This window comes from Bradyrhizobium sp. USDA 4473, from assembly GCF_054063335.1.
Genome location: NZ_JBSSGE010000001.1, coordinates 4,195,482 through 4,213,970, shown reverse-complemented (window position 1 = coordinate 4,213,970; position 18,489 = coordinate 4,195,482). Strand labels below are relative to the sequence as shown.

General features: G+C 65.6%; 14 protein-coding genes and 1 pseudogene. 7 read left to right on the top strand and 8 right to left on the bottom strand.

Features of this window, described 5'->3' with window-relative positions; all coding sequences use genetic code 11:
* Nucleotides 1–40 precede the first annotated feature (40 nt).
* A complete protein-coding gene (locus tag ACVW17_RS19520) occupies nt 41–889 on the top strand; it encodes an alpha/beta fold hydrolase (protein ID WP_456753381.1) in 849 nt (282 codons plus the stop codon).
* Nucleotides 890–900: 11 nt separating this feature from the next.
* Here ACVW17_RS19520 and ACVW17_RS19515 read toward each other — a convergent pair whose 3' ends face one another.
* Nucleotides 901–1,458, bottom strand: coding sequence for a DUF308 domain-containing protein (locus ACVW17_RS19515; RefSeq protein ID WP_456753380.1), 558 nt, complete (start codon nt 1,456–1,458; stop codon nt 901–903).
* A gap of 137 nt (nt 1,459–1,595) precedes the next feature.
* Here ACVW17_RS19515 and ACVW17_RS19510 point away from each other — a divergent pair, with 137 nt between their 5' ends.
* Entirely contained in the window at nt 1,596–2,183 is a 588-nt protein-coding gene (locus ACVW17_RS19510; RefSeq protein ID WP_456753379.1) for a TetR/AcrR family transcriptional regulator, read from the top strand.
* Nucleotides 2,184–2,200: 17 nt separating this feature from the next.
* Here ACVW17_RS19510 and ACVW17_RS19505 read toward each other — a convergent pair whose 3' ends face one another.
* Nucleotides 2,201–4,462, bottom strand: a complete 2,262-nt coding sequence (locus ACVW17_RS19505) for a fused MFS/spermidine synthase (protein WP_456753378.1) — start codon at nt 4,460–4,462, stop codon at nt 2,201–2,203.
* A gap of 237 nt (nt 4,463–4,699) precedes the next feature.
* On the opposite strand from ACVW17_RS19505, the gene ACVW17_RS19500 reads away from it, so the two are divergent.
* A complete protein-coding gene (locus ACVW17_RS19500) occupies nt 4,700–6,301 on the top strand; it encodes a phytoene desaturase family protein (RefSeq protein ID WP_456753377.1) in 1,602 nt (533 codons plus the stop codon).
* A gap of 265 nt (nt 6,302–6,566) precedes the next feature.
* Here ACVW17_RS19500 and ACVW17_RS19495 read toward each other — a convergent pair whose 3' ends face one another.
* A complete protein-coding gene (locus ACVW17_RS19495; RefSeq protein WP_456753376.1) occupies nt 6,567–6,731 on the bottom strand; it encodes a Flp family type IVb pilin in 165 nt (54 codons plus the stop codon).
* 168 nt (nt 6,732–6,899) lie between these two features.
* Between ACVW17_RS19495 and ACVW17_RS19490 the strand changes: the two genes are divergently transcribed.
* A complete protein-coding gene (locus tag ACVW17_RS19490; protein ID WP_456753375.1) occupies nt 6,900–7,784 on the top strand; it encodes a 50S ribosomal protein L11 methyltransferase in 885 nt (294 codons plus the stop codon).
* Nucleotides 7,785–8,291: a hypothetical protein gene (locus ACVW17_RS19485; protein ID WP_456753374.1), complete on the top strand. Its 507-nt coding sequence runs from the start codon at nt 7,785–7,787 to the stop codon at nt 8,289–8,291. It abuts the gene before it with no gap.
* 18 nt (nt 8,292–8,309) lie between these two features.
* Here ACVW17_RS19485 and ACVW17_RS19480 read toward each other — a convergent pair whose 3' ends face one another.
* Complete coding sequence (locus ACVW17_RS19480; protein ID WP_456753373.1) at nt 8,310–8,495, bottom strand: hypothetical protein; 186 nt, start codon at nt 8,493–8,495, stop codon at nt 8,310–8,312.
* 190 nt (nt 8,496–8,685) lie between these two features.
* On the opposite strand from ACVW17_RS19480, the gene ACVW17_RS19475 reads away from it, so the two are divergent.
* Nucleotides 8,686–10,515 (top strand): aminopeptidase P family protein, encoded by a 1,830-nt coding sequence (locus ACVW17_RS19475; protein ID WP_456753372.1) that lies wholly within the window; start codon nt 8,686–8,688, stop codon nt 10,513–10,515.
* Nucleotides 10,516–10,868: 353 nt separating this feature from the next.
* Nucleotides 10,869–12,158, top strand: a pseudogene (locus ACVW17_RS19470) (multidrug effflux MFS transporter).
* Nucleotides 12,159–12,369: 211 nt separating this feature from the next.
* On the opposite strand, the gene ligA reads toward ACVW17_RS19470, so the two are convergent.
* From ligA to lpxC, 4 genes are all read right to left on the bottom strand, one after another.
* Nucleotides 12,370–14,517 carry an NAD-dependent DNA ligase LigA gene (ligA, locus tag ACVW17_RS19465; RefSeq protein ID WP_456753370.1) on the bottom strand — a complete coding sequence of 716 codons (2,148 nt, stop codon included), beginning with the start codon at nt 14,515–14,517 and terminating at the stop codon, nt 12,370–12,372.
* 6 nt (nt 14,518–14,523) lie between these two features.
* Nucleotides 14,524–16,194: a DNA repair protein RecN gene (gene recN, locus ACVW17_RS19460; protein WP_456753369.1), complete on the bottom strand. Its 1,671-nt coding sequence runs from the start codon at nt 16,192–16,194 to the stop codon at nt 14,524–14,526.
* Nucleotides 16,195–16,207: 13 nt separating this feature from the next.
* Nucleotides 16,208–17,116 carry an outer membrane protein assembly factor BamD gene (locus tag ACVW17_RS19455; protein ID WP_456753368.1) on the bottom strand — a complete coding sequence of 303 codons (909 nt, stop codon included), beginning with the start codon at nt 17,114–17,116 and terminating at the stop codon, nt 16,208–16,210.
* A gap of 258 nt (nt 17,117–17,374) precedes the next feature.
* Entirely contained in the window at nt 17,375–18,337 is a 963-nt protein-coding gene (gene lpxC / locus ACVW17_RS19450; RefSeq protein ID WP_456753367.1) for a UDP-3-O-acyl-N-acetylglucosamine deacetylase, read from the bottom strand.
* Between the last annotated feature and the right edge of the window lie 152 nt (nt 18,338–18,489).

The following is an 18,489-nucleotide window of genomic DNA, read 5'->3' as shown; positions in this document are numbered from 1 at the left end:
CCGGAAGCGCGGGTCAGTTAGGGCAAGATCAGAGGTCGAGATGAAACGGGGCATCATTGTCCTTTGCCTGTGCATCATGGCGATGGCCGGCTACTTCACCACGGACAGATGGGCCATCAGTCACACCACGCTGACGTTCCACGACGTGCTGCGCGACGACCGCAACGTCACGGTCGAGGTCGCGGTCCGGCGCGACCGGCAAATGCAGGCGATGGCCGAGATGATCGAGCTGCCGGTCGCGATCCTGAGCCACGGCAACACCGTGAAGAACACCGAGTACTCCTTCCTCACCAATGTGTTCGCATCGCGCGGCTACCTCGTGGTGAGCATTCAGCACGATCTCGATACCGATGCGCCGATGGTCACCAAGGTCGGCGAGGAATATGTCGGCCGCCGCATGCAGTACAATCGCGGCGTCTTCAACATCATGTATGCGATCGACGAGCTCAGGAAGCTCTACCCGAATGCCAACTATCGCCAGCTGACCTTGATCGGCCACTCCAACGGCGGCGACATCTCGATGTTCTTCGCCAAGCAGCATCCCGACCTCGTCAAGAAAGTCGTGACGCTGGACAATCTGCGCGTCCCCTTCATCACCGACGGCAGGATCAAGATCCTCTCGTTCCGCTCCCGCGATCCGGTGTTCAAGGCCGATCCCGGCGTCGTGCCCGACGACGAAACCTGCGCACGGCTCGGCATCAAGGTGGTCCGGACCGAATTCCATCACAACGACCTCAGCGATCGCGGCCCCGACAGCGCGAAGTCGTCGATCCAGGCCGGGGTCGGGCAATTCCTCGACGAGGATGCCGGCGAGACCACGCCGACGATGCCGCTCATTGCAGCGGCGGCGCCCACCTCAGCGAATGCAGCGCCGCCGGAGAAGAAATAGCTATCGCACAATTATGCACGCGCGCTGCGACGAGCCGTGGCGACGAGCCAGATTGCCGACACCAGGAAATAGAACGCGCCGAATCCGGCATAGGGAGCGACGTCGAGGATCGTCGGCGCCACCGTGCCGACCGATCGGCTGATCATGTAGCCGCCGGCCAGGGCCGACTGCGCACCGCTCAGGACCATCGCCCATTGCGCGCCGAACTCGCGCCAGCGCCTGACGCCGGTGGCCAATTGCAGCACACCCGCCAGGATCGCCCAAACCCCGAACACCGCCAACACGGCATAGCTATCGCGACCGATCGCCGCGATCACGGCGAGCGCCGTGATTGCACTGACCACGACATTCAACGCTTGAGATGGATTGGCGATCAAGCCGCCATTGACCCGCGCATCAGCCAGATTGGCTGTTGCGTCCCATGCCGGATAGATCACCAGCAGGAACGCGGCCGGGCCCGCTTGCCCGCTGAACAGAACGGCGGCGGCAACCCAGGCGATCGAGAAGATCGCGCGCCCGAAATAGTAGGATTGCAGCCAGCTGGATTGGGCCGAAAGTCGGTTTTGCATCGATTGACTCCATGTTTACCTACCTACTAGTAGGTAAGTGCGTGCTTTGGGTCAATCGCATGCCGGGACACCTTTTTGTGTCGAATGGGCGTTTGGTCCTGCCTTGACAACTTACCTACCGGAAGGTAGGCGCCGGCATGAACTCAATGATCTCGACCTCAGAGCGGATCCTCGATGTCGCGCAGTCCCTCATCGTCGCGGGGGGCTATAACGGGTTCAGCTATGCCGACATCGCCGATGCGATCGGCATCCGGAAGGCGAGCATCCACCACCACTTCCCGACCAAGGCCGAACTGGTTTCGGCGCTGATCGACCGTTACCGGCAGCAGACGGAGCTGGGCCTGCGGTCGCTTCAGGAGCAGTCCGGCGACCCTGTCGAGCAGTTGCAGTCCTATGTGAACTTCTGGCAGGGGTGCATTCAGGACGCCTCTCTGTCGTTCTGCGTCTGCGCGATGCTTGCCGGCGAGATGCCGATATTGCCGGACGAGGTCGCCACGCGCGTGCACGGCCACTTCCATCACCTTGCGGGCTGGCTGACATCGGTGCTGCAGGCCGGTGCAGAGCAACGCGTGTTCCGGCTGGGCAAACGGCCGCAAGACGAGGCTCACATGCTGATGGCATCGGTCCACGGCGCCATGCTCTCTGCACGCGCATTCGACGATCCCGGCCTGTTTGCCGCAATCATCAAACCCCAGATCGCCCGGTTGCTGGCAGCGGACCGCTAGGGCAAGGTCGCTCGCGCCTACTGCTCGCCGTCGCGCAAGCGCCGGTAGACCGCGCCCAGCACGTTCGAGTAGTCGTCGGTCCAGACCCGCTGCTTCTCGTCGGCTTCGGTCTCGGTCCACAAATCTGACGAGGCGAGTTTGCCGACATCGGCCTCCTCGCGCGCGGAGACCACGACCGAGGTCGAGAAGATATACTCGTTGTCGCGGCCGGAATCCTCGCTGTAGACCCAGCTCTTCATGTCGTTGGCGTCGGCAATGCCGACCACGACGCTGGCGAGTTCGAGATGTCGGTTGGAGACGTGCATCACCACCGCGCCCTGCGGGGCCAGCTTCTGCTTGTAGATCGCCATCGCCTCCTCGGTCGCAAGATGGATCGGGATCGCGTCCGACGAATAGGCGTCGACGATGATGAGATCGTAGACGCCGTCCGGCTCCTTGGCGAAGGTCAGCCGCGCGTCGCCGATCACCGGCTTCAGGTTCGGCTCGCAGTTCTGGATGTAGGTGAAGTATTTCGGGTCCCGCGCGGTATCGACCATCGACTGGTCGATCTCGAAGAAGCGCCAGTCCTCGCCGGGCTGCGACGCACAGGTCAGCGTGCCCGAGCCGAGCCCGATCACCGCGACCTTCAGCGGCGCGCCCTTGCGCTCGCGGATCGCTGATATCGCCCGTCCGATGCCGCCGTCCTTGTGGTAGTAGCTGATCGGTTCGGGCCTGCCGGTGACCGGCGTGCCGTCGTCGTTCTTGAACTTCTCGGCGCCGTGGATCGTGGTGCCGTGCATCAGCACGTGATACTGCCCGTTCGGCGTCACCACGATCTTGTGCACGCCGAAGAAGCTGCGCACGGTGTCGACGCGGCCGTCGTCGGACGGATAGGCACGCAGCACTAGGAGCGCGACGACGACGGTGGCGAAGATCTTCCAGCGATTGGCGTTGAGCGCGAGCGCGAGCAGCGCCGAGAGCACGCCGACCGCAGAGATCACCCAGACCCGGTGGTCGTCGAACCAGTTGAAGATGTCGCCGGCCGAATAGCTCGGCGCGATCAGCCCAACCGCCAGCACCGCAAGGAACGGCCAGTACCAGGCGGCCCAGCGCGGCAGCCGCTCGGCGCTGCCGGGACGGCACAGCGCCGCGAGCGCCAGCAGGATCGGATATTCGGCGACCCATGAGAAGGTAAAGGGCGCAATCAGCCCGGCGAACAGGCCGCCGACCATGCCGCCGAACGACAGCGCGACATAGAAGCCGGTGAGATATTTCGCGGCCGGACGGGTGCGCGCGAGTTCGCCGTGACAGGCCATCGCGATGATGAAGAAGCAGAGCTGATGACCGCCGAGCGTCAGCAGCAGGTTCTGCTCGCCGCCGACCGCGAGCAGGATCACGACGCCGGCAATCGCCAGCGGCTGCGCCAGCAACATCCCTTTGTGCGGCAGCAGCGGCCGCGACTGGAACACCAGCACCCAGGTCAACAAATACTGCGACAGCGGCAACACCCACAGCAGCGGCGCCGCCGCGACGTCGGTCGAGATATGCGCCGTCACCGCGATCAAGAGGCCGGACGGCACCGCGGCCAGGAAGATCCAACGCGCGCGCGAACCCCAGGACGGCGCCGGCGCATCGGCATCATCAAGGGGCATGTTGAGCGCGGCGGCATTGGCCGGCGACCGCAACAGCAGCACGCCGCAACCTGCGATCAGGAGGATCAGCAGGCCATAGCCGCCGGTCCAGATCAGGTTCTGGGTGCGCAGCGTGAACATCGGCTCGAGCAGCACCGGATAGGACAACAGCGCGAGGAAGCTGCCGATGTTGGAAGACGCGTAGAGGAAATACGGGTCGGGGCCGTTGGGATGACCGGTGCGCACGAACCAGGCCTGCAGCAGCGGATTGTTGGCGGCGAGCGCGAAGAACGGCAGCCCAATCGAGACCGCGAACAGGCCGAGCAGCCAGAGCGCGTAGCCCGAACTCGGCGGCTCGCCCCAGCCGCTCCTGATCGACAGCGGCAAGGTCAGCAAGGCGATGACGAGCAGCACCAGATGCACTGCGATCGGCACGATGCGGCTGTTCAGCTTCATCAGGAGATGCGCATAGGCATAGCCGCCGAGCAGCAGCGACTGGAAGAACACCATCGCCACCGACCACACCGCCGGCGAGCCGCCGAGCCGCGGCAGCACCATCTTGGTGAACAGCGGCTGCACCGAGAACAGCAGCAGGGCTGAGACGAAGATCGCGGTGGTGTAGACAACCAGCACCAGCCGGTTTCGCGAGGCGGACGGCTCAGACGTCATGAAGGCTCCGGCATGGACCCGGCGGGCGCCGGAGGCGGACGGTCCGGCGGCACCGCACCGGAGGACTTGAATTGAGCATATGGCAGTATCACGGACAAGAAACCGCGGTCACGTGGACTTGACGACGCGGCGCTGCGGCGCCACAGCACGCTGGATCTCTTCTTGAGCATGATCCTTTCGGAAAACCGGTTTCCACTTTTCCGGATCATGCTCTAATCACTCCTTCTTGAAGCGGACATGAACGAGACAGACGTCGTCATCATCGGTGCGGGGCATAACGGCCTCACCTGCGCGGCCTATCTTGCGATGGCCGGGCTGCGGGTGAAGGTCGTGGAACGCCGCAAGGTGGTCGGCGGCGCCGCCGTAACTGAAGAGTTCTATCCAGGCTTCCGCAATTCGGTCGCCGCCTACACGGTGAGCCTGCTCAATCCGCAAATCATTTCTGACCTGAAACTTGCCGATCACGGCCTCAGGATCGTCGAGCGCCGCGCCCAGAACTTCCTTCCCGCACCCGATGGCAGCTATTTGCTGACCGGCGAAGGCCGCACCCAGCAATCGGTCGCGAAACTCAGCGCGCGTGACGCGGCCGCCATCGGCGTGTTCTCGGGGGAACTCGAAGCCATCGCCGATGTGCTGCGCCAATTCGTGCTGCGCGCGCCGCCGAACCTCGTCGAGGGTTTTGGCTTGGGCGCGCTGAGCGAGGCCTTCAACGCGCTTGGCACCGCCAACATCCTGCGGCGGCTGACGCTGGAGCAGCAGCGCAATCTGCTCGACCTGTTCACGCGCTCGGCCGGCGACATGCTCGACGAGCGTTTCGAGCACGACCTCGTCAAGGCGCTGTTCGGCTTCGACGCCATCGTCGGCAACTACGCCAGCCCCTACGCGGCCGGCTCGGCCTATGTGATGCTGCACCACGCGTTCGGCGAGGTGAACGGCAAGAAAGGCGTCTGGGGCCACGCGCTCGGCGGCATGGGCGCGATCACCCAGGCGATGGCGCGCGCCGCGCGCAGCCATGGCGTCGAGATCGCAACCGATGCCGGTGTCCGCGAGGTGATCGTCGAGAAGGATCGCGCGCTGGGGGTTATCCTCGACAATGGCGAGGCGATCCGCGCCAAATACGTCGTCTCCAACGTCAATCCGAAGCTACTATACACCCGCCTGGTGCCCGAAGCTGCGCTGGCGGACGAGTTCCGCGGCCGCATCTCGCGATGGCAGAACGGCTCCGGCACGTTCCGGATGAACGTGGCGCTTGATGCCCTGCCCTCGTTCACCGCGCTGCCCGGTCCCGGCGATCACCTCACCGCCGGAATCATCATCGCGCCGAGTCTCGGCTACATGGATCGCGCCTGGCGCGACGCGCGCGAATTCGGCTGGAGCCGTGCACCCGTGGTCGAGATGCTGATCCCCTCGACGCTCGACGACAGCCTGAGCCCGCAGGGCCGGCACGTCGCGAGCCTGTTCTGCCAGCATGTGGCGCCGCAACTGCCCGACGGCAAATCATGGGACGATTATCGCGACGAGGTGGCCGACCTGATGATCGCAACCGTCGACGGCTACGCGCCGGGCTTCGCCGGCAGCGTGATCGGCCGCCAGATCCTGTCGCCGCTCGATCTCGAGCGGCAGTTCGGCCTGCTCGGCGGCGACATCTTCCATGGCGCGCTGACGCTGAACCAGCTGTTCTCGGCGCGGCCGATGCTCGGCCATGCCGATTACCGCGGCCCGCTCCGCGGTCTCTACCATTGCGGGTCCGGCGCCCATCCCGGCGGCGGCGTCACGGGCGCCCCCGGCCACAACGCCGCGCGCGCGGTCCTGGCCGACCATCGCGCGCTGTTCGCATAACGACGCGCCGCGCTCCCGGCGCGGCAAGCTGTGGACAGGCCTGTTGCGAAGCTGTGGGTTCGCAATGGACAGATATGCTGTGCCCCGACGGGAGAACCAGAGGACACCGTGGTGGACCGGCTGTGCAGAAGTGGCCAACAACCTCGCGGATAACGTGCGTGATGCCCTGTTGACGAGCTGCGCAAGGCTCGGTGGACAACCGGCAAAAAGAAAAACACCGGGCGTCGTTGCCCGGTGCTTGCCTTGAGAACGCCGTCGACGAAACTTACTTCAGCGAACCGCTGATCGAATTGAAGGTCCCGCTCAGCGACGAGCCGACGCCGTTCACCGCAGCGATGATGGCGATCGCGATGCCTGTTGCGATCAGTCCATATTCGATGGCGGTCGCGCCGGATTCATCCTGCAAAAACCTAACGAAAAAAGCCCTCATAGCAGCCCTGCCCTTGAGTTGTGATGCTTGGAACAGGAGGTTCCTGTTCCGGGGCCAGTACTACTACGGTGAAATCTAAAGTTGTCTAAACCGGGAACCTCTCAATTCTTGCGATATTCGACTGAATCGTGCTTGAAATTTTAACAAAATCCGCGCTACGGGCCTGCGATGACCCCAGCCACGCATCGCGCCAGCATCACCCTTCCTGACGAAGCGACCGCAAAGCGCGTGGTGGACGCACTTTCCGAGCTGTTCTTCGAGGATCAGGCGGCTTTTGCGGCCTTCGAGCGGCCGGACGGTCGCTGGGACGTCACGGTCCATTTTGCCGAGCCGCCGGACCAAACCTTGCTGCGCGAGCTGGTCGGCCAGGTGACGCGGCAGGATGTCGCATCGACTTTGGTATTTGATACCGTGGAGGCCAAGGACTGGGTCAAGGCCAGCCTGGAGGACCTTGTCCCGGTCGCCGCCGGCCGCTTCGTCGTCCACGGCCAGCACGACCGTCACAGAATACCGCCCAACAAGCTCGGGATCGAGATCGAGGCGGCGCTCGCCTTCGGCACCGGCCATCACGGCACCACCCGCGGCTGCCTGCTGCTGCTCGACCACGTGCTGAAAGCGTATCAGCCTCGCCGGGTGCTCGATCTCGGCACCGGGACCGGCGTGCTGGGGATCGCCGCGGCCAAGGCGCTGCACGGCAAGGTGCTGGCCAGCGACATCGACCCGCCCTCGGTGCGGGTGGCGGAGGAGAATGCCCGGCTGAACGGCGCCGGCCATCTGGTCGACGCGATCCGCGCCACCGGCTTTGCGTCGCCGCGGTTTGCCGAGGACGGACCGTTCGATCTCGTGCTCGCCAACATCCTCGCCAATCCGCTGCGGCAGCTGGCCGGGCCGATGGCGCGGCAGCTTGCATCATCGGCGCAGGTCATCCTCTCCGGCCTCTTGACCCACCAGGCACCGGCTGTGATCGCCGCCTATCGCGCCCGCGGGCTGGTGCCGCTGCGGCATCTCAAGATCGAGGGCTGGAGCAGCCTGCTGCTGCGCTCGGTGAGGTGAATGGCCGCCGCCGGCAGACAGTGCGGCGACTGCACGCTCTGCTGCAAGGTGATGGCGATCGACGAACTGGCGAAGCCCGCCAACGCTTGGTGCCCACATTGCAAGCCGGGGCGCGGCTGCCGGGTCTATCTGGACCGGCCGGCGGAATGCCGCGCGTTCGGCTGCGTCTGGCTGGTCAACGAGTTGCTCGAGGAGCACTGGAAGCCCTCCAGATCGAAGCTCGTGCTGACCACATCCGACGACGGCCTCGAGGTCCGGTGCGACCCGGGCTTCCCCGACGCCTGGCGTCGGGAGCCGTTTCGCAACCAGCTCATGCAATGGGCGATCTCCGGCGAGCCCCGCGACATGACCGTCGTCGTCATCGTCGGTCACCGCATGACGCTGCTGACGCCTGAGCGCGAATTCGATCTCGGGACCGTCGGGCCCGACGAGCGGATCGTGCGCGAACTCGACGGCACAAGGGTCGTCAATGCGACCGTGGTGAAGGCGTCGGTCCTCAAGCGGTAGACGCGATCTGCGGGCTGGTTATTTGGGTGCGGTGGACTCGCGGCCGGCCGTCTCGACCTTGTCCTGACTGGCGGCACGCCGGGCACGCGCCTCGACAAAGCGGTCCAGCATCTGGACGATGACGCCACGCGGCTTCTGTTCGACCGGCGCGATCGGGCCGCGCGGGATCGGCGGCGAGATCTTCTCAAACGTGAATGCAGGCATCGTGCATCTCCTCACCGTTGAGTTGAGACACTCCTGGACACTCCCCGTACGCTTGACCCGGGAGATGCAGTGGACATCGTCCGGTCAGTTCTACTATGCCATGTTTCAAGCAGAAGTTATGCCAAAAATGTGGTCAGCTTGGCCGCGTCTGCGCGAAGCTCATGCTCGACCCGAAAAGAGTGCGACAGCGATGTTCGAAGCCCATTTCCAGACGTTCGAAGAGCCCGAAGGCGGCGTGGCGCTGGCCGCACGCTTGAGCGCGCTGCGCGAGGAACTGGCACGGCGCAAGCTGACGGGATTTGTGGTTCCGCGCGCCGACCAGCAGCAGAATGAATATGTTGCGGCGTCCGAGGAGCGGCTCGCCTGGCTGACCGGCTTCACCGGATCGGCCGGGATCGCGATCGTGCTCGCCAAGGACGCGGCCCTGTTCGTCGACGGCCGCTATACGCTGCAGGCCGGCAAGCAGGTCGACCGGAAGGCCTGGCAGGTCGAGCCGCTGGTCGAGCCGCCGCCGGAGCACTGGTTGACCCGGCACCTGGCGGCGGGCGACCGCCTAGGATTTGACCCGTGGCTGCACACTTCTGCGGCAGCCGAACGGCTGGCGGCGGCCTGCACCAAGGCCGGCGCCGAGCTGGTTGCCGTCGACGGCAACCCGGTCGATACGATCTGGCACGAGCGGCCGGCACCGCCGCTCGGCCCGGTTTCGATCCACGGCACGCAGTTCTCCGGCGAAATCGAGGCCGAGAAGCTCAAGCGCATCCGGCTCGAAATCACCAAGCTCGGCGTCGATGCGCTGGTGCTGTCCGACAGCCATGCGGTGGCCTGGACCTTCAACATCCGCGGCGCCGACGTCTCGCATACGCCGCTGCCGCTGTCCTACGCGCTGGTGCCGAAGGACGGCCGGCCGCTGGTGTTCATCGATCACCGCAAGCTGTCCAACGCGACCCGCGACCATCTCGAACAATCCGCCGATGTCGAGGAGCCGGCGGCGCTGGCGCCAAAGCTCACCGAGCTTGCCAAGCGCGGCGCCTCGATCGCGCTCGACAGCGCGACCGCGGCCGACGCTCTCAGCCGCCTGATCGCGGGCGCCGGCGGCAAGCCGGTGCGCGGCAATGATCCGGTCAGTCTGCTCAAGGCAGTCAAGAACATCACCGAGATCGAGGGCACGCGCACCGCACATCAGCGCGACGCGGTGGCGCTGACCCGCTTCCTCGCCTGGATCGATCGCGAGGCGCCCTCCGGCCACCTCACCGAGATCGACACCGTCGAGGCGCTGGAGACCTTCCGCCGCCAGACCGGCGCGCTGAAGGATGTCTCGTTCCCGACCATCGCCGGCACCGGGCCGAACGGCGCCATCGTGCATTACCGCGTGACGCGCAAGAGCAACCGCCGCATCGCGCCCGGCGATCTCTTGCTGATCGATTCCGGTGCGCAATATCAGGACGGCACCACCGACGTCACCCGCACCATCGCGATCGGCCAGCCGACCGACGAGATGCGCGATCGCTTCACCCGGGTGCTGCGCGGCCATATCGCGATCGCCCGCGCGGTCTTCCCCGACGGCACCACCGGCGCCCAGCTCGACACGCTGGCGCGGCAATATCTCTGGCAGGCCGGGATCGATTTCGAGCACGGCACCGGCCACGGCGTCGGCAGCTATCTCAGCGTCCATGAAGGGCCGGCGCGGATCTCCAAGCTCGGTACCACGCCGCTGAAGCGGGGCATGATCCTGTCGAACGAGCCCGGCTACTACAAGACCGACGCCTACGGCATCCGGATCGAGAACCTCGAGCTCGTGATCGGCACCGACATCGCCGGCGCCGAGAAGCCGGTCAACGCCTTCGAGACGCTGACCCTCGCGCCGATCGATCGCCGCCTGATCGAGGTCGGCATGCTGAGCCCAAGCGAGCTGGCCTGGCTCAACGACTACCACGCCCGGGTCGCCCGCACGGTGCGCCCGCATCTCGACGACAACGCCACGAAGCTGTGGCTCGACGAGGCGACGGCGGCGCTGACGTAGCGGCGTCGCGTTTACGTTCACCCTCTCCTCACGTTCGGTGTCATTCCCGCGACCCGTCTTCGCCAAGGCTTCGCCGGGGTGAAGGAGCTGCGCCCGCCGAAGCTTTAGCGAAGGCGGCAAGCGGGGGATCCAGTACGCCGCGGCCCGTCGGCTCAAGAACACCTGCCTCTGGAATACTGGGTCCCCCGCTTGCGCGGAGGACGACAGCGGAGTTTGCGGGCACAGCGGCCTAATTGCGCGAGACGAAACATCGCCGCCGCGTGTCCCGAAATCGCATGGGCGTATGCCGAAACTCCCGTATTCCGCGCAAACGGGCACGCTAAAGTGGTTCCACAATGCGGAAACGGACCTGAATGCACGGCGTGATGGGCAAGCCGCCCGGCGCGGCCAAAGGCAACACTCAAGACAACATCGCGACATCGAAGGTCATGCTGCTGATGCTCGTCGTGATGACGGGCATCGCGCCGATCTCGCTCTACATGCTGGTCCCGGCACTGCCGGTGCTCGCGACCACGTTCGGCCGTGACATCTCGATCGCGCAGATGACGGTGTCGCTCTACATGGTCGGCATCGCGCTGTCGCAGCTGATCATGGGACCGCTGTCCGACAAGTTCGGCCGCCGGCCGGTGCTGCTTGCGGGCCTCGGCCTGATGGTGGTGGCCGGCATCGGTTCCGTGTTCGCCGAGACCCTGCCGCAGCTGATCGCGGCGCGGTTCTTCCAGGCGCTCGGCGGCGCCAGCGGCATGGTGATCAGCCGCGCCATCATCCGCGATCTCTATCCGCGCGAGCGGGTCGGCGCCATGATCAGCCTCGTCGTCGCCGCGCTGATGATCGCGCAGATGGTGAGCCCGCTGACCGGCGGCCTGCTGGAGACCACGTTCGGCTGGCGCGCGATCCTCTATTTCATCACCGCGGCGTCGCTGGCCGTCGCGGTCTTCATCGCGCTGGCGCTGCCCGAGACCCGCCGCGACCGCGCCGACAGTTCGAGCTTTCGCGGCGACCTCGGCAAGCTGCTGCACAGCCGCGCCTTCGTCGGCTATCTCCTGTGCCAGGTGCTGGCGTCGCAGATCATCTTCGCCTTCGCCGGCGGCGGCCCCTACATCGTGGTCACCCAGATGGGCCGCAGCAGCGCCGAGTATGGCGCGTGGTTCGCGATGACCGGGTTCGGCTACTTCGTCGGCAATTTGCTGTGCGTGCGGTTCGCGCCGCGGCACTCGCTGGAGCGACTGATCTGGTTCGGCCTCGCGTTGCAGCTCGGCGGCAGCCTGCTGAACCTGCTCTGGAGCTTCACTGGAGCAAACCAGGCCCCGCTCTGGCTGTTCGGCACCCAGATGATCGTGATGATCGCCAATGCCTTCGTGATGGCCAATTCCGCGGCCGGCGCCATCAGCATCCGTCCCTAGGCCGCCGGCACTGCCTCCGGCGCCATGGGCTTCCTGCAGCAGGGCATCGGCTCGCTGATCTCGCAGTTCGGCGCCTATCTCGGCGGCCACTCCACCACCACGCTGCCGCTGACATCGGCGATCACAGCGATCTCGATCGCCTGCGTCTGCACCATGATCTTCATCGTGCCGCGGCGGAACGTGGTGGTGAGCGAGGAACTGATCGCGCAGGCCGAGGAGGATGAGCAGGGGATGATGTGAGGCGTGCACCGCCCCCGAATCGACCAATCCAGCCAATTTTGACGTGTCAGCTATGTCTCCGAACACCTGTCAGTGATCTGTCCGGTCTAAACAGCAGGCGGGGGATCCGGTACGCCGCGACCTATCGACCAAAAATGACTGTCTCTGGAATACTGGGTCCCCCGCTTTCGCGGAGGACGACAGTGGAGAATGTGGCGCGATGCTGCGCCCCTCACTCCCCGATCAGCTTCAGCCACTCGTCTTCGGTCAGCACCTGGACGCCGTGCTTCTGGGCTTCGGCGAGCTTCGAGCCGGCGCCCGGCCCCGCGACGACATAGTCGGTCTTCTTCGAGACCGAACCGGCCGCCTTGGCGCCCAGCCGCTCGGCGGTTGCCTTGGCCTCGTCCCGCGTCATCTTTTCCAACGAGCCGGTGAACACCACGGTCTTGCCGGCGACCGCCGAATTGCTCTTCGGCTTCTCGGCATCGATGATCTCGTCGAGCTCCCCGGTCAGCCGCTCGACGATGCCGCGATTGTGGCTCTCGCCGAAATAATCCGCGATGCTCTTGATCACGGTGTCGCCGATCTGGTCGAGCGCATCCATCTCGGCGATGGCGTCCTCGTCGCCCTTGGCGACCTTGAGGCAGGCCTCGTGGAACGCCTCCCACGAGCCGTAGCCGCGCGCCAGCGCCAGCGCGGTGGTCTCGCCGACATGGCGCATGCCGAGCGCATAGATGAAGCGCTCCAGCCCGATCCGGCGCCGGCTGTCGATCGCGGCGAACAGATTGCGCACCGAGGTCTCGCCGTAGCCCTCGATCCCCTCGAGCTTCAGCTTCGCGTTGCGTTTCGGCAGCGTGAAGATGTCGGCGGGTTCCTTGACCCAGCCTTCGTCGAAGAAATATTGCAGCTGCTTCACGCCGAGGCCGTCGATGTCGAAGGCGCGGCGCGACACGAACAGGATGAGATGCTCGACCTTCTGGAACGGACAGGCGAACTCGCCGCTGCAACGCAGCCGCGAGCCCTCCTCGCCGGTCGCGGTCTCCTCGCGCACCACGTCGGTGTGCAGCGGGCATGGGCACTTCTTCGGAAAATGGAATTCCTTGGCGCTCTTCGGCCGCTTGTCGAGCACGACGTCGACGACCTGCGGGATCACGTCGCCGGCGCGCTGGATCACCACGGTGTCGCCGATCCTGATGTCGCGCCCCTCGCGCAGCACCTCGCCCTTGTTGCCGATGCCCTTGATGTAGTCCTCATTGTGCAGCGTGACGTTCTGCACGATCACGCCGCCGACGCCGACCGGCTCGAGCTTGCCGACCGGCGTGAACGAGCCGGTGCGTCCGACCTGGATCTCGATGTCGCGCAGCACGGTCATGGCGCGCTCGGCCGGGAATTTGTGCGCGATCGCCCAGCGCGGCGTGCGCGACACGAAGCCGAGCCGCTCCTGCCAGTCGATGCGATCGACCTTGTAGACGACGCCGTCGATGTCGTAGTCGAGCTCGGCGCGCTGCTCCTCGATCTCGCGATGGAAGGCGATCAACTCCTCGACCGAGTGACACAGTCTGGTCAGCGGATTGGTCTTGAAGCCGCAGCGCTCGAACCAGTGGATCATGCCGGTCTGGGTCTCCTCCGGCATCGCGCTCATCTCGCCCCAGGCATAGGCGAAGAAGCCGAGCGGTCGCGAAGCGGTGATGCCCGGATCCTTCTGCCGCAGCGAACCGGCCGCCGAGTTGCGCGGATTGGCGAAGACGGTGTCGCCGGCGGCTTTCTGCCGCTCGTTGAGCGCGAGGAACGCCTTCTTGGTCATGTAGACCTCGCCGCGCACCTCGCAGATCTCGGGCACGTTGCGGCCCTTGAGCCTCTCGGGCACATCCTCCAGCGTGCGGATGTTGGCGGTGACGTCCTCACCCTCGGCGCCGTCGCCGCGGGTCGCCGCGGTGACGAGCTCGCCGCCCTCGTAGCGCAGCGACATTGACAGCCCGTCGATCTTCGGCTCGGCCGAAAAATCGATCTTGTCGTCCGGCAGCTTCAGGAAACGCGCAATGCGTCCGACGAAGTCGACCACGTCGGCTTCGGCAAACGCGTTGTCGAGCGACAGCATCGGCAGTGAATGGCGGACCTTCTTGAAGCGTCCCGACGGCGCGGCGCCGACCTTCCGCGACGGCGATTCCGCGGTGACGAATTCGGGGAAACGCTTCTCGATCGCATTGTAACGCTGCCGCAGCGCGTCGTATTCGGCGTCGGTGACGCTGGGCGCGTCGTCCTGATAGTAGCGCTTGTCGTGGCCTTCGAGCTCGAGCGCAAGCCGCATCAACTCGACCTTGGCCTGGGCCTTGGTGAGTTTGTCGACGTCGACCGGTGCCTTCTTCGCTTTGGCGGCCATCGGCGACTAACTCGCCGCCCTGAGCAGTCGTTCCGCGGCGGCCCTCGCCTCCGCGGTGATCTCGGCGCCGGCCAGCATGCGCGCGATCTCTTCGCGGCGATGGTCGGCGGCGAGCGCGTTGACGCGGGTGGCGACGCGCTTGCCCTTGTCGAGCGCATCCTTGGAGATCAAAAGATGCTGGCTGGCGCGAGCCGCGACCTGCGGCGCATGCGTCACCGCCATCACCTGCACCTTGCCGGCAAGGCGTGCCAGCCGCGATCCGATCGCGTCTGCTACCGCGCCGCCGACGCCGGTATCGATTTCGTCGAACACCAAAGTCGGCGCCGAGCCGCGATCGGCGAGCACCACCTTCAGCGCCAGCAGGAAGCGCGACAGCTCGCCGCCGGAGGCGACCTTCATCATCGGTCCCGGCTTGGTGCCCGGATTGGTCTGCACCCAGAACTCGACGCGGTCGATGCCTTGCGGCCCCGGCGCCGCCGCATTGCTCTCGACCTGGGTCATGAACTTGGCGCGTTCGAGCTTGAGCGGCGCGAGCTCGGCATTGACGGCCTTGTTGAGTGTCTCGGCCGCCTTGCTCCGCGACGCCGACAGTTTCGCGGCCGCAGCCGCGTAGCGCTTGTCGGCCTCCGCGGCGGCCGCTTCCAGCCTCTTGAGCTGGTCGGCTCCGGCATCGATCAGCGCGACGTCACCAGCGTATTGCGCAGCCAGCGCCGCCAGCAAATCGACCGGCGTCGAATATTTGCGCGAGGCGGCGCGCAGCGCGAACAGCCGCTCCTCGATGCGCTCGAGTTCGGCCGGATCGAAATCGGTCGCCGCCAGCGCGGCGTGGAGATGCTGGTCGGCCTCCTCCAGCGCGTTGATCGCGATATCGATCGCCTTCACCGCCGGCTCGATCAGCGCCGGCGCATTGGCGGCACGACGCTCCAGCCGCCGCACTGCGGCCGACAGCGCCGACACCGGCGAATGCGGGCCGCCGATCGCTTCCTGCGCCTCGCGCAGATCGGTCGCGACCTTCTCGCCCTGCATCATGGTGGTGCGGCGGTTGGCGAGCTCGGTCTCCTCGCCCTCCTTCGGCGCCAGCGTCTTCAGCTCCTGCGAGGCGTGGCGCAGATAGTCGGCCTCGCGCGCCGCGCGCTCCATGCCGGCGCGATGCTCGTCAAGCGCGGTAGCGGCGGTCCGCCTGACATCCCAGAGCGCTTCCAGCGCCGTGACGTCCTTCTCATGGCCGGCGAAGGCGTCGAGCAGCTGGCGATGGGTGGAGGCGTCGACCAGCGCGCGCTCGTCGTGCTGGCCGTGGATCTCGACCAGAACCGCGCCGACCGCCTTCAGGGTCTGCACGCTGATCGCCTGATCGTTGATGAAGGCGCGGGTGCGGCCGTCGCCGAGCTGCACGCGGCGCAGGATCATCTCACCGGTGTCGTCGAGGCCGTTCTCGGCCAGGATTTTCGCCGCCGGGTGGCCCTTCGGGACGTCAAACGTGGCGGTGACCTGCCCCTGCTCGGCGCCATGCCGAACCAGGCCGGCATCGCCGCGGCCGCCGAGCGCCAGCGCAAAGGCATCGAGCAGGATGGATTTGCCGGCGCCGGTTTCGCCGGTCAGCACCGCCAGACCACGGGAAAATTCGATATCAAGCCGTTCGATCAGGACGATGTCACGGATCGACAGACGGGCCAGCATGCGAGGACAATTCCTAGCCGAGACCTATCTTCTTGAAGGTCCTGCTGATCCAGGATCCCTGATTCTCGCTCGGCTCGAGACCGCCGGACTTTACTAGATTATAGGCGTCCTTGTACCAGCGGCTGTCCGGAAAATTGTGGCCGAGCACGGCGGCTGCGGTCTGCGCCTCGCCGACGATGCCGATCGCCATATAGGCCTCGGTGAGCCGGTACAGCGCCTCTTCGACATGGCGCGTGGTCTGGTACTGCGTGACCACGGTCTTGAAGCGGTTGATCGCGGCGGTGAAGTCGCGCTTCTCGATATAGTAGCGCCCGACCGCCATCTCCTTGCCGGCGAGCTGGTCGCGCGCGGCCTGGATCTTGTTCTTGGCCTGGGTGGCGTATTCCGAGGTCGGATATTTGCGCACCACTTCTTCGAGCGCGGCGATCGCCTTCTCGGTGCGGCTCTGGTCGCGCGAGATGTCCGGGATCTGGTCGAAATGCGACGCCGCGATCAGATACTGGGCGTAGGACGCGTCCGGGCTGCCGGGATGCAGCGTGACGTAGCGGGTCGCGGAGCCGATGCAGCTGTCATAGTCGCCGGCCTGGTAATACGAATAGGCCGACATCAACAGCGACTTGCGCGCCCAGTCCGAATAGGGGTGCTGACGGTCGACTTCCTCGAACTTCTTTGAGGCGGCCTTCAGGTCCTTCTTCTCGTTCATCATGTACAAGCCCTCATTGTAGAGCTTGTCCGCGGGCTCATCGACGAACGTGTCGTCCTTGGCCATGAACTTGTCCCACAGCGCGCCGGTGCCGCAGCCTGAGAGCGGCAGTGCCAGCACGATCAGGCCCGCCGCGAAACGCAGCGCGCGCGCGGCCTTGGTCAGGCCGGAGACGTCAGAAGAGGAGCGTGGTTCGAGCGCCATACGCATTGCCGACATGAATTGTAAAACCTGACGCCTGTGATGCGGTTAACGGCGACCCCACTCCACCCATGAACCGCGGTCATGGATGCAATATCTCTCGCGCCGTTGGTGCCGCATCAGGCAACCGCAGGCCTGTTTAACCGAAAAATGACCGTGGACCAACCGAATAGGGAGCCAATCCGCCGGGAATAAGGCGGCCTGACAAAGCACACAGCCTGCTGGGGTTATTACGGAAATTGGGCTCGACCGGCTGGGCGATCAGGATCTGGGCGATCAGGACACGTCCGGGCCGTAGGCCGGGGCAACGAGGCCACCCACGGTGCCTGCACCGGCCTCGACATGGCCGCGGACCGGCCGCCGCGCAGTCTCCGATTCGACCACCCGCCAGGCGCTGCGGTCGGCGAGCAGCGCCTTCAGCACCGCGTTGTTCAGCTTGTGGCCGCCCCGGACCGAACGGTAGCTGCCGAGCAGCGGCAAGCCGGCCAGCGCCAGATCGCCGATCACGTCGAGCACCTTGTGGCGGGCGCACTCGTCGGCGTAGCGCAGGCCCTCGGCATTGAGCAGGCGGGCCTCGTCGAACACCACGGTGTTGTCGAAGGAGGCGCCGAGCGCGAAGCCCGCGCCCCACAGCCGTGCCACGTCGCTCATGCAGCCGAAGGTGCGGGCACGCGCGACCTCGCGGCGGAAGCTTTCCGGCGACAGATCGAAGGAATAGGTCTGGCGGCCGATCACCTTGTTGGTAAAATCGATCTCGACTTCGGCGCGGAAGCCGCCGGCGAACGGACGCAGTTCGCCCATCGCATCGCCGATCTTGACCTGCACCGGTTTGAGCACCTGGATGAAGCGGCGGACCGCCGGCTGGGTCACGATGCCGGCCTGATCGATGGCTGCGACAAACGCGGCAGCACTGCCGTCCATGATCGGAACTTCCGACCCGTCGATTTCGATGGTGGCGTTGTCGACGCCCATGCCGCGCAGCGCCGCAAGCACATGCTCAGCGGTCGAGACCAGCGGCCCTTCGCGGTCACCGAGCACCGTCGCAAACTCGGTTGCGATCACAGCGTCGGCGGTGGCGGTCACTTCGCGGTCGGTACCGTCAAGACCGGTGCGGACAAAAATAAAACCTGCATCAACAGGTGCAGGGCCCAGCGTGAGACTAACAGGAAGACCGGAATGAACGCCCACGCCAGTCACGGTGGCTTGCGACCGAAGCGTTGTTTGACGGCTGAACTTCATTCGAAAATGCCCACTACCCGACTTCACTCAATACAAGTGGCCAAACTTCCCCAAGGCCGACTCGCTTGAGCTCCCCAAGTCCCGGCAGACCATAGTGATTGCCCTAAACCGCGCCAACTCACGCTTGTTTACCGATTGTTACCCCATCTCTG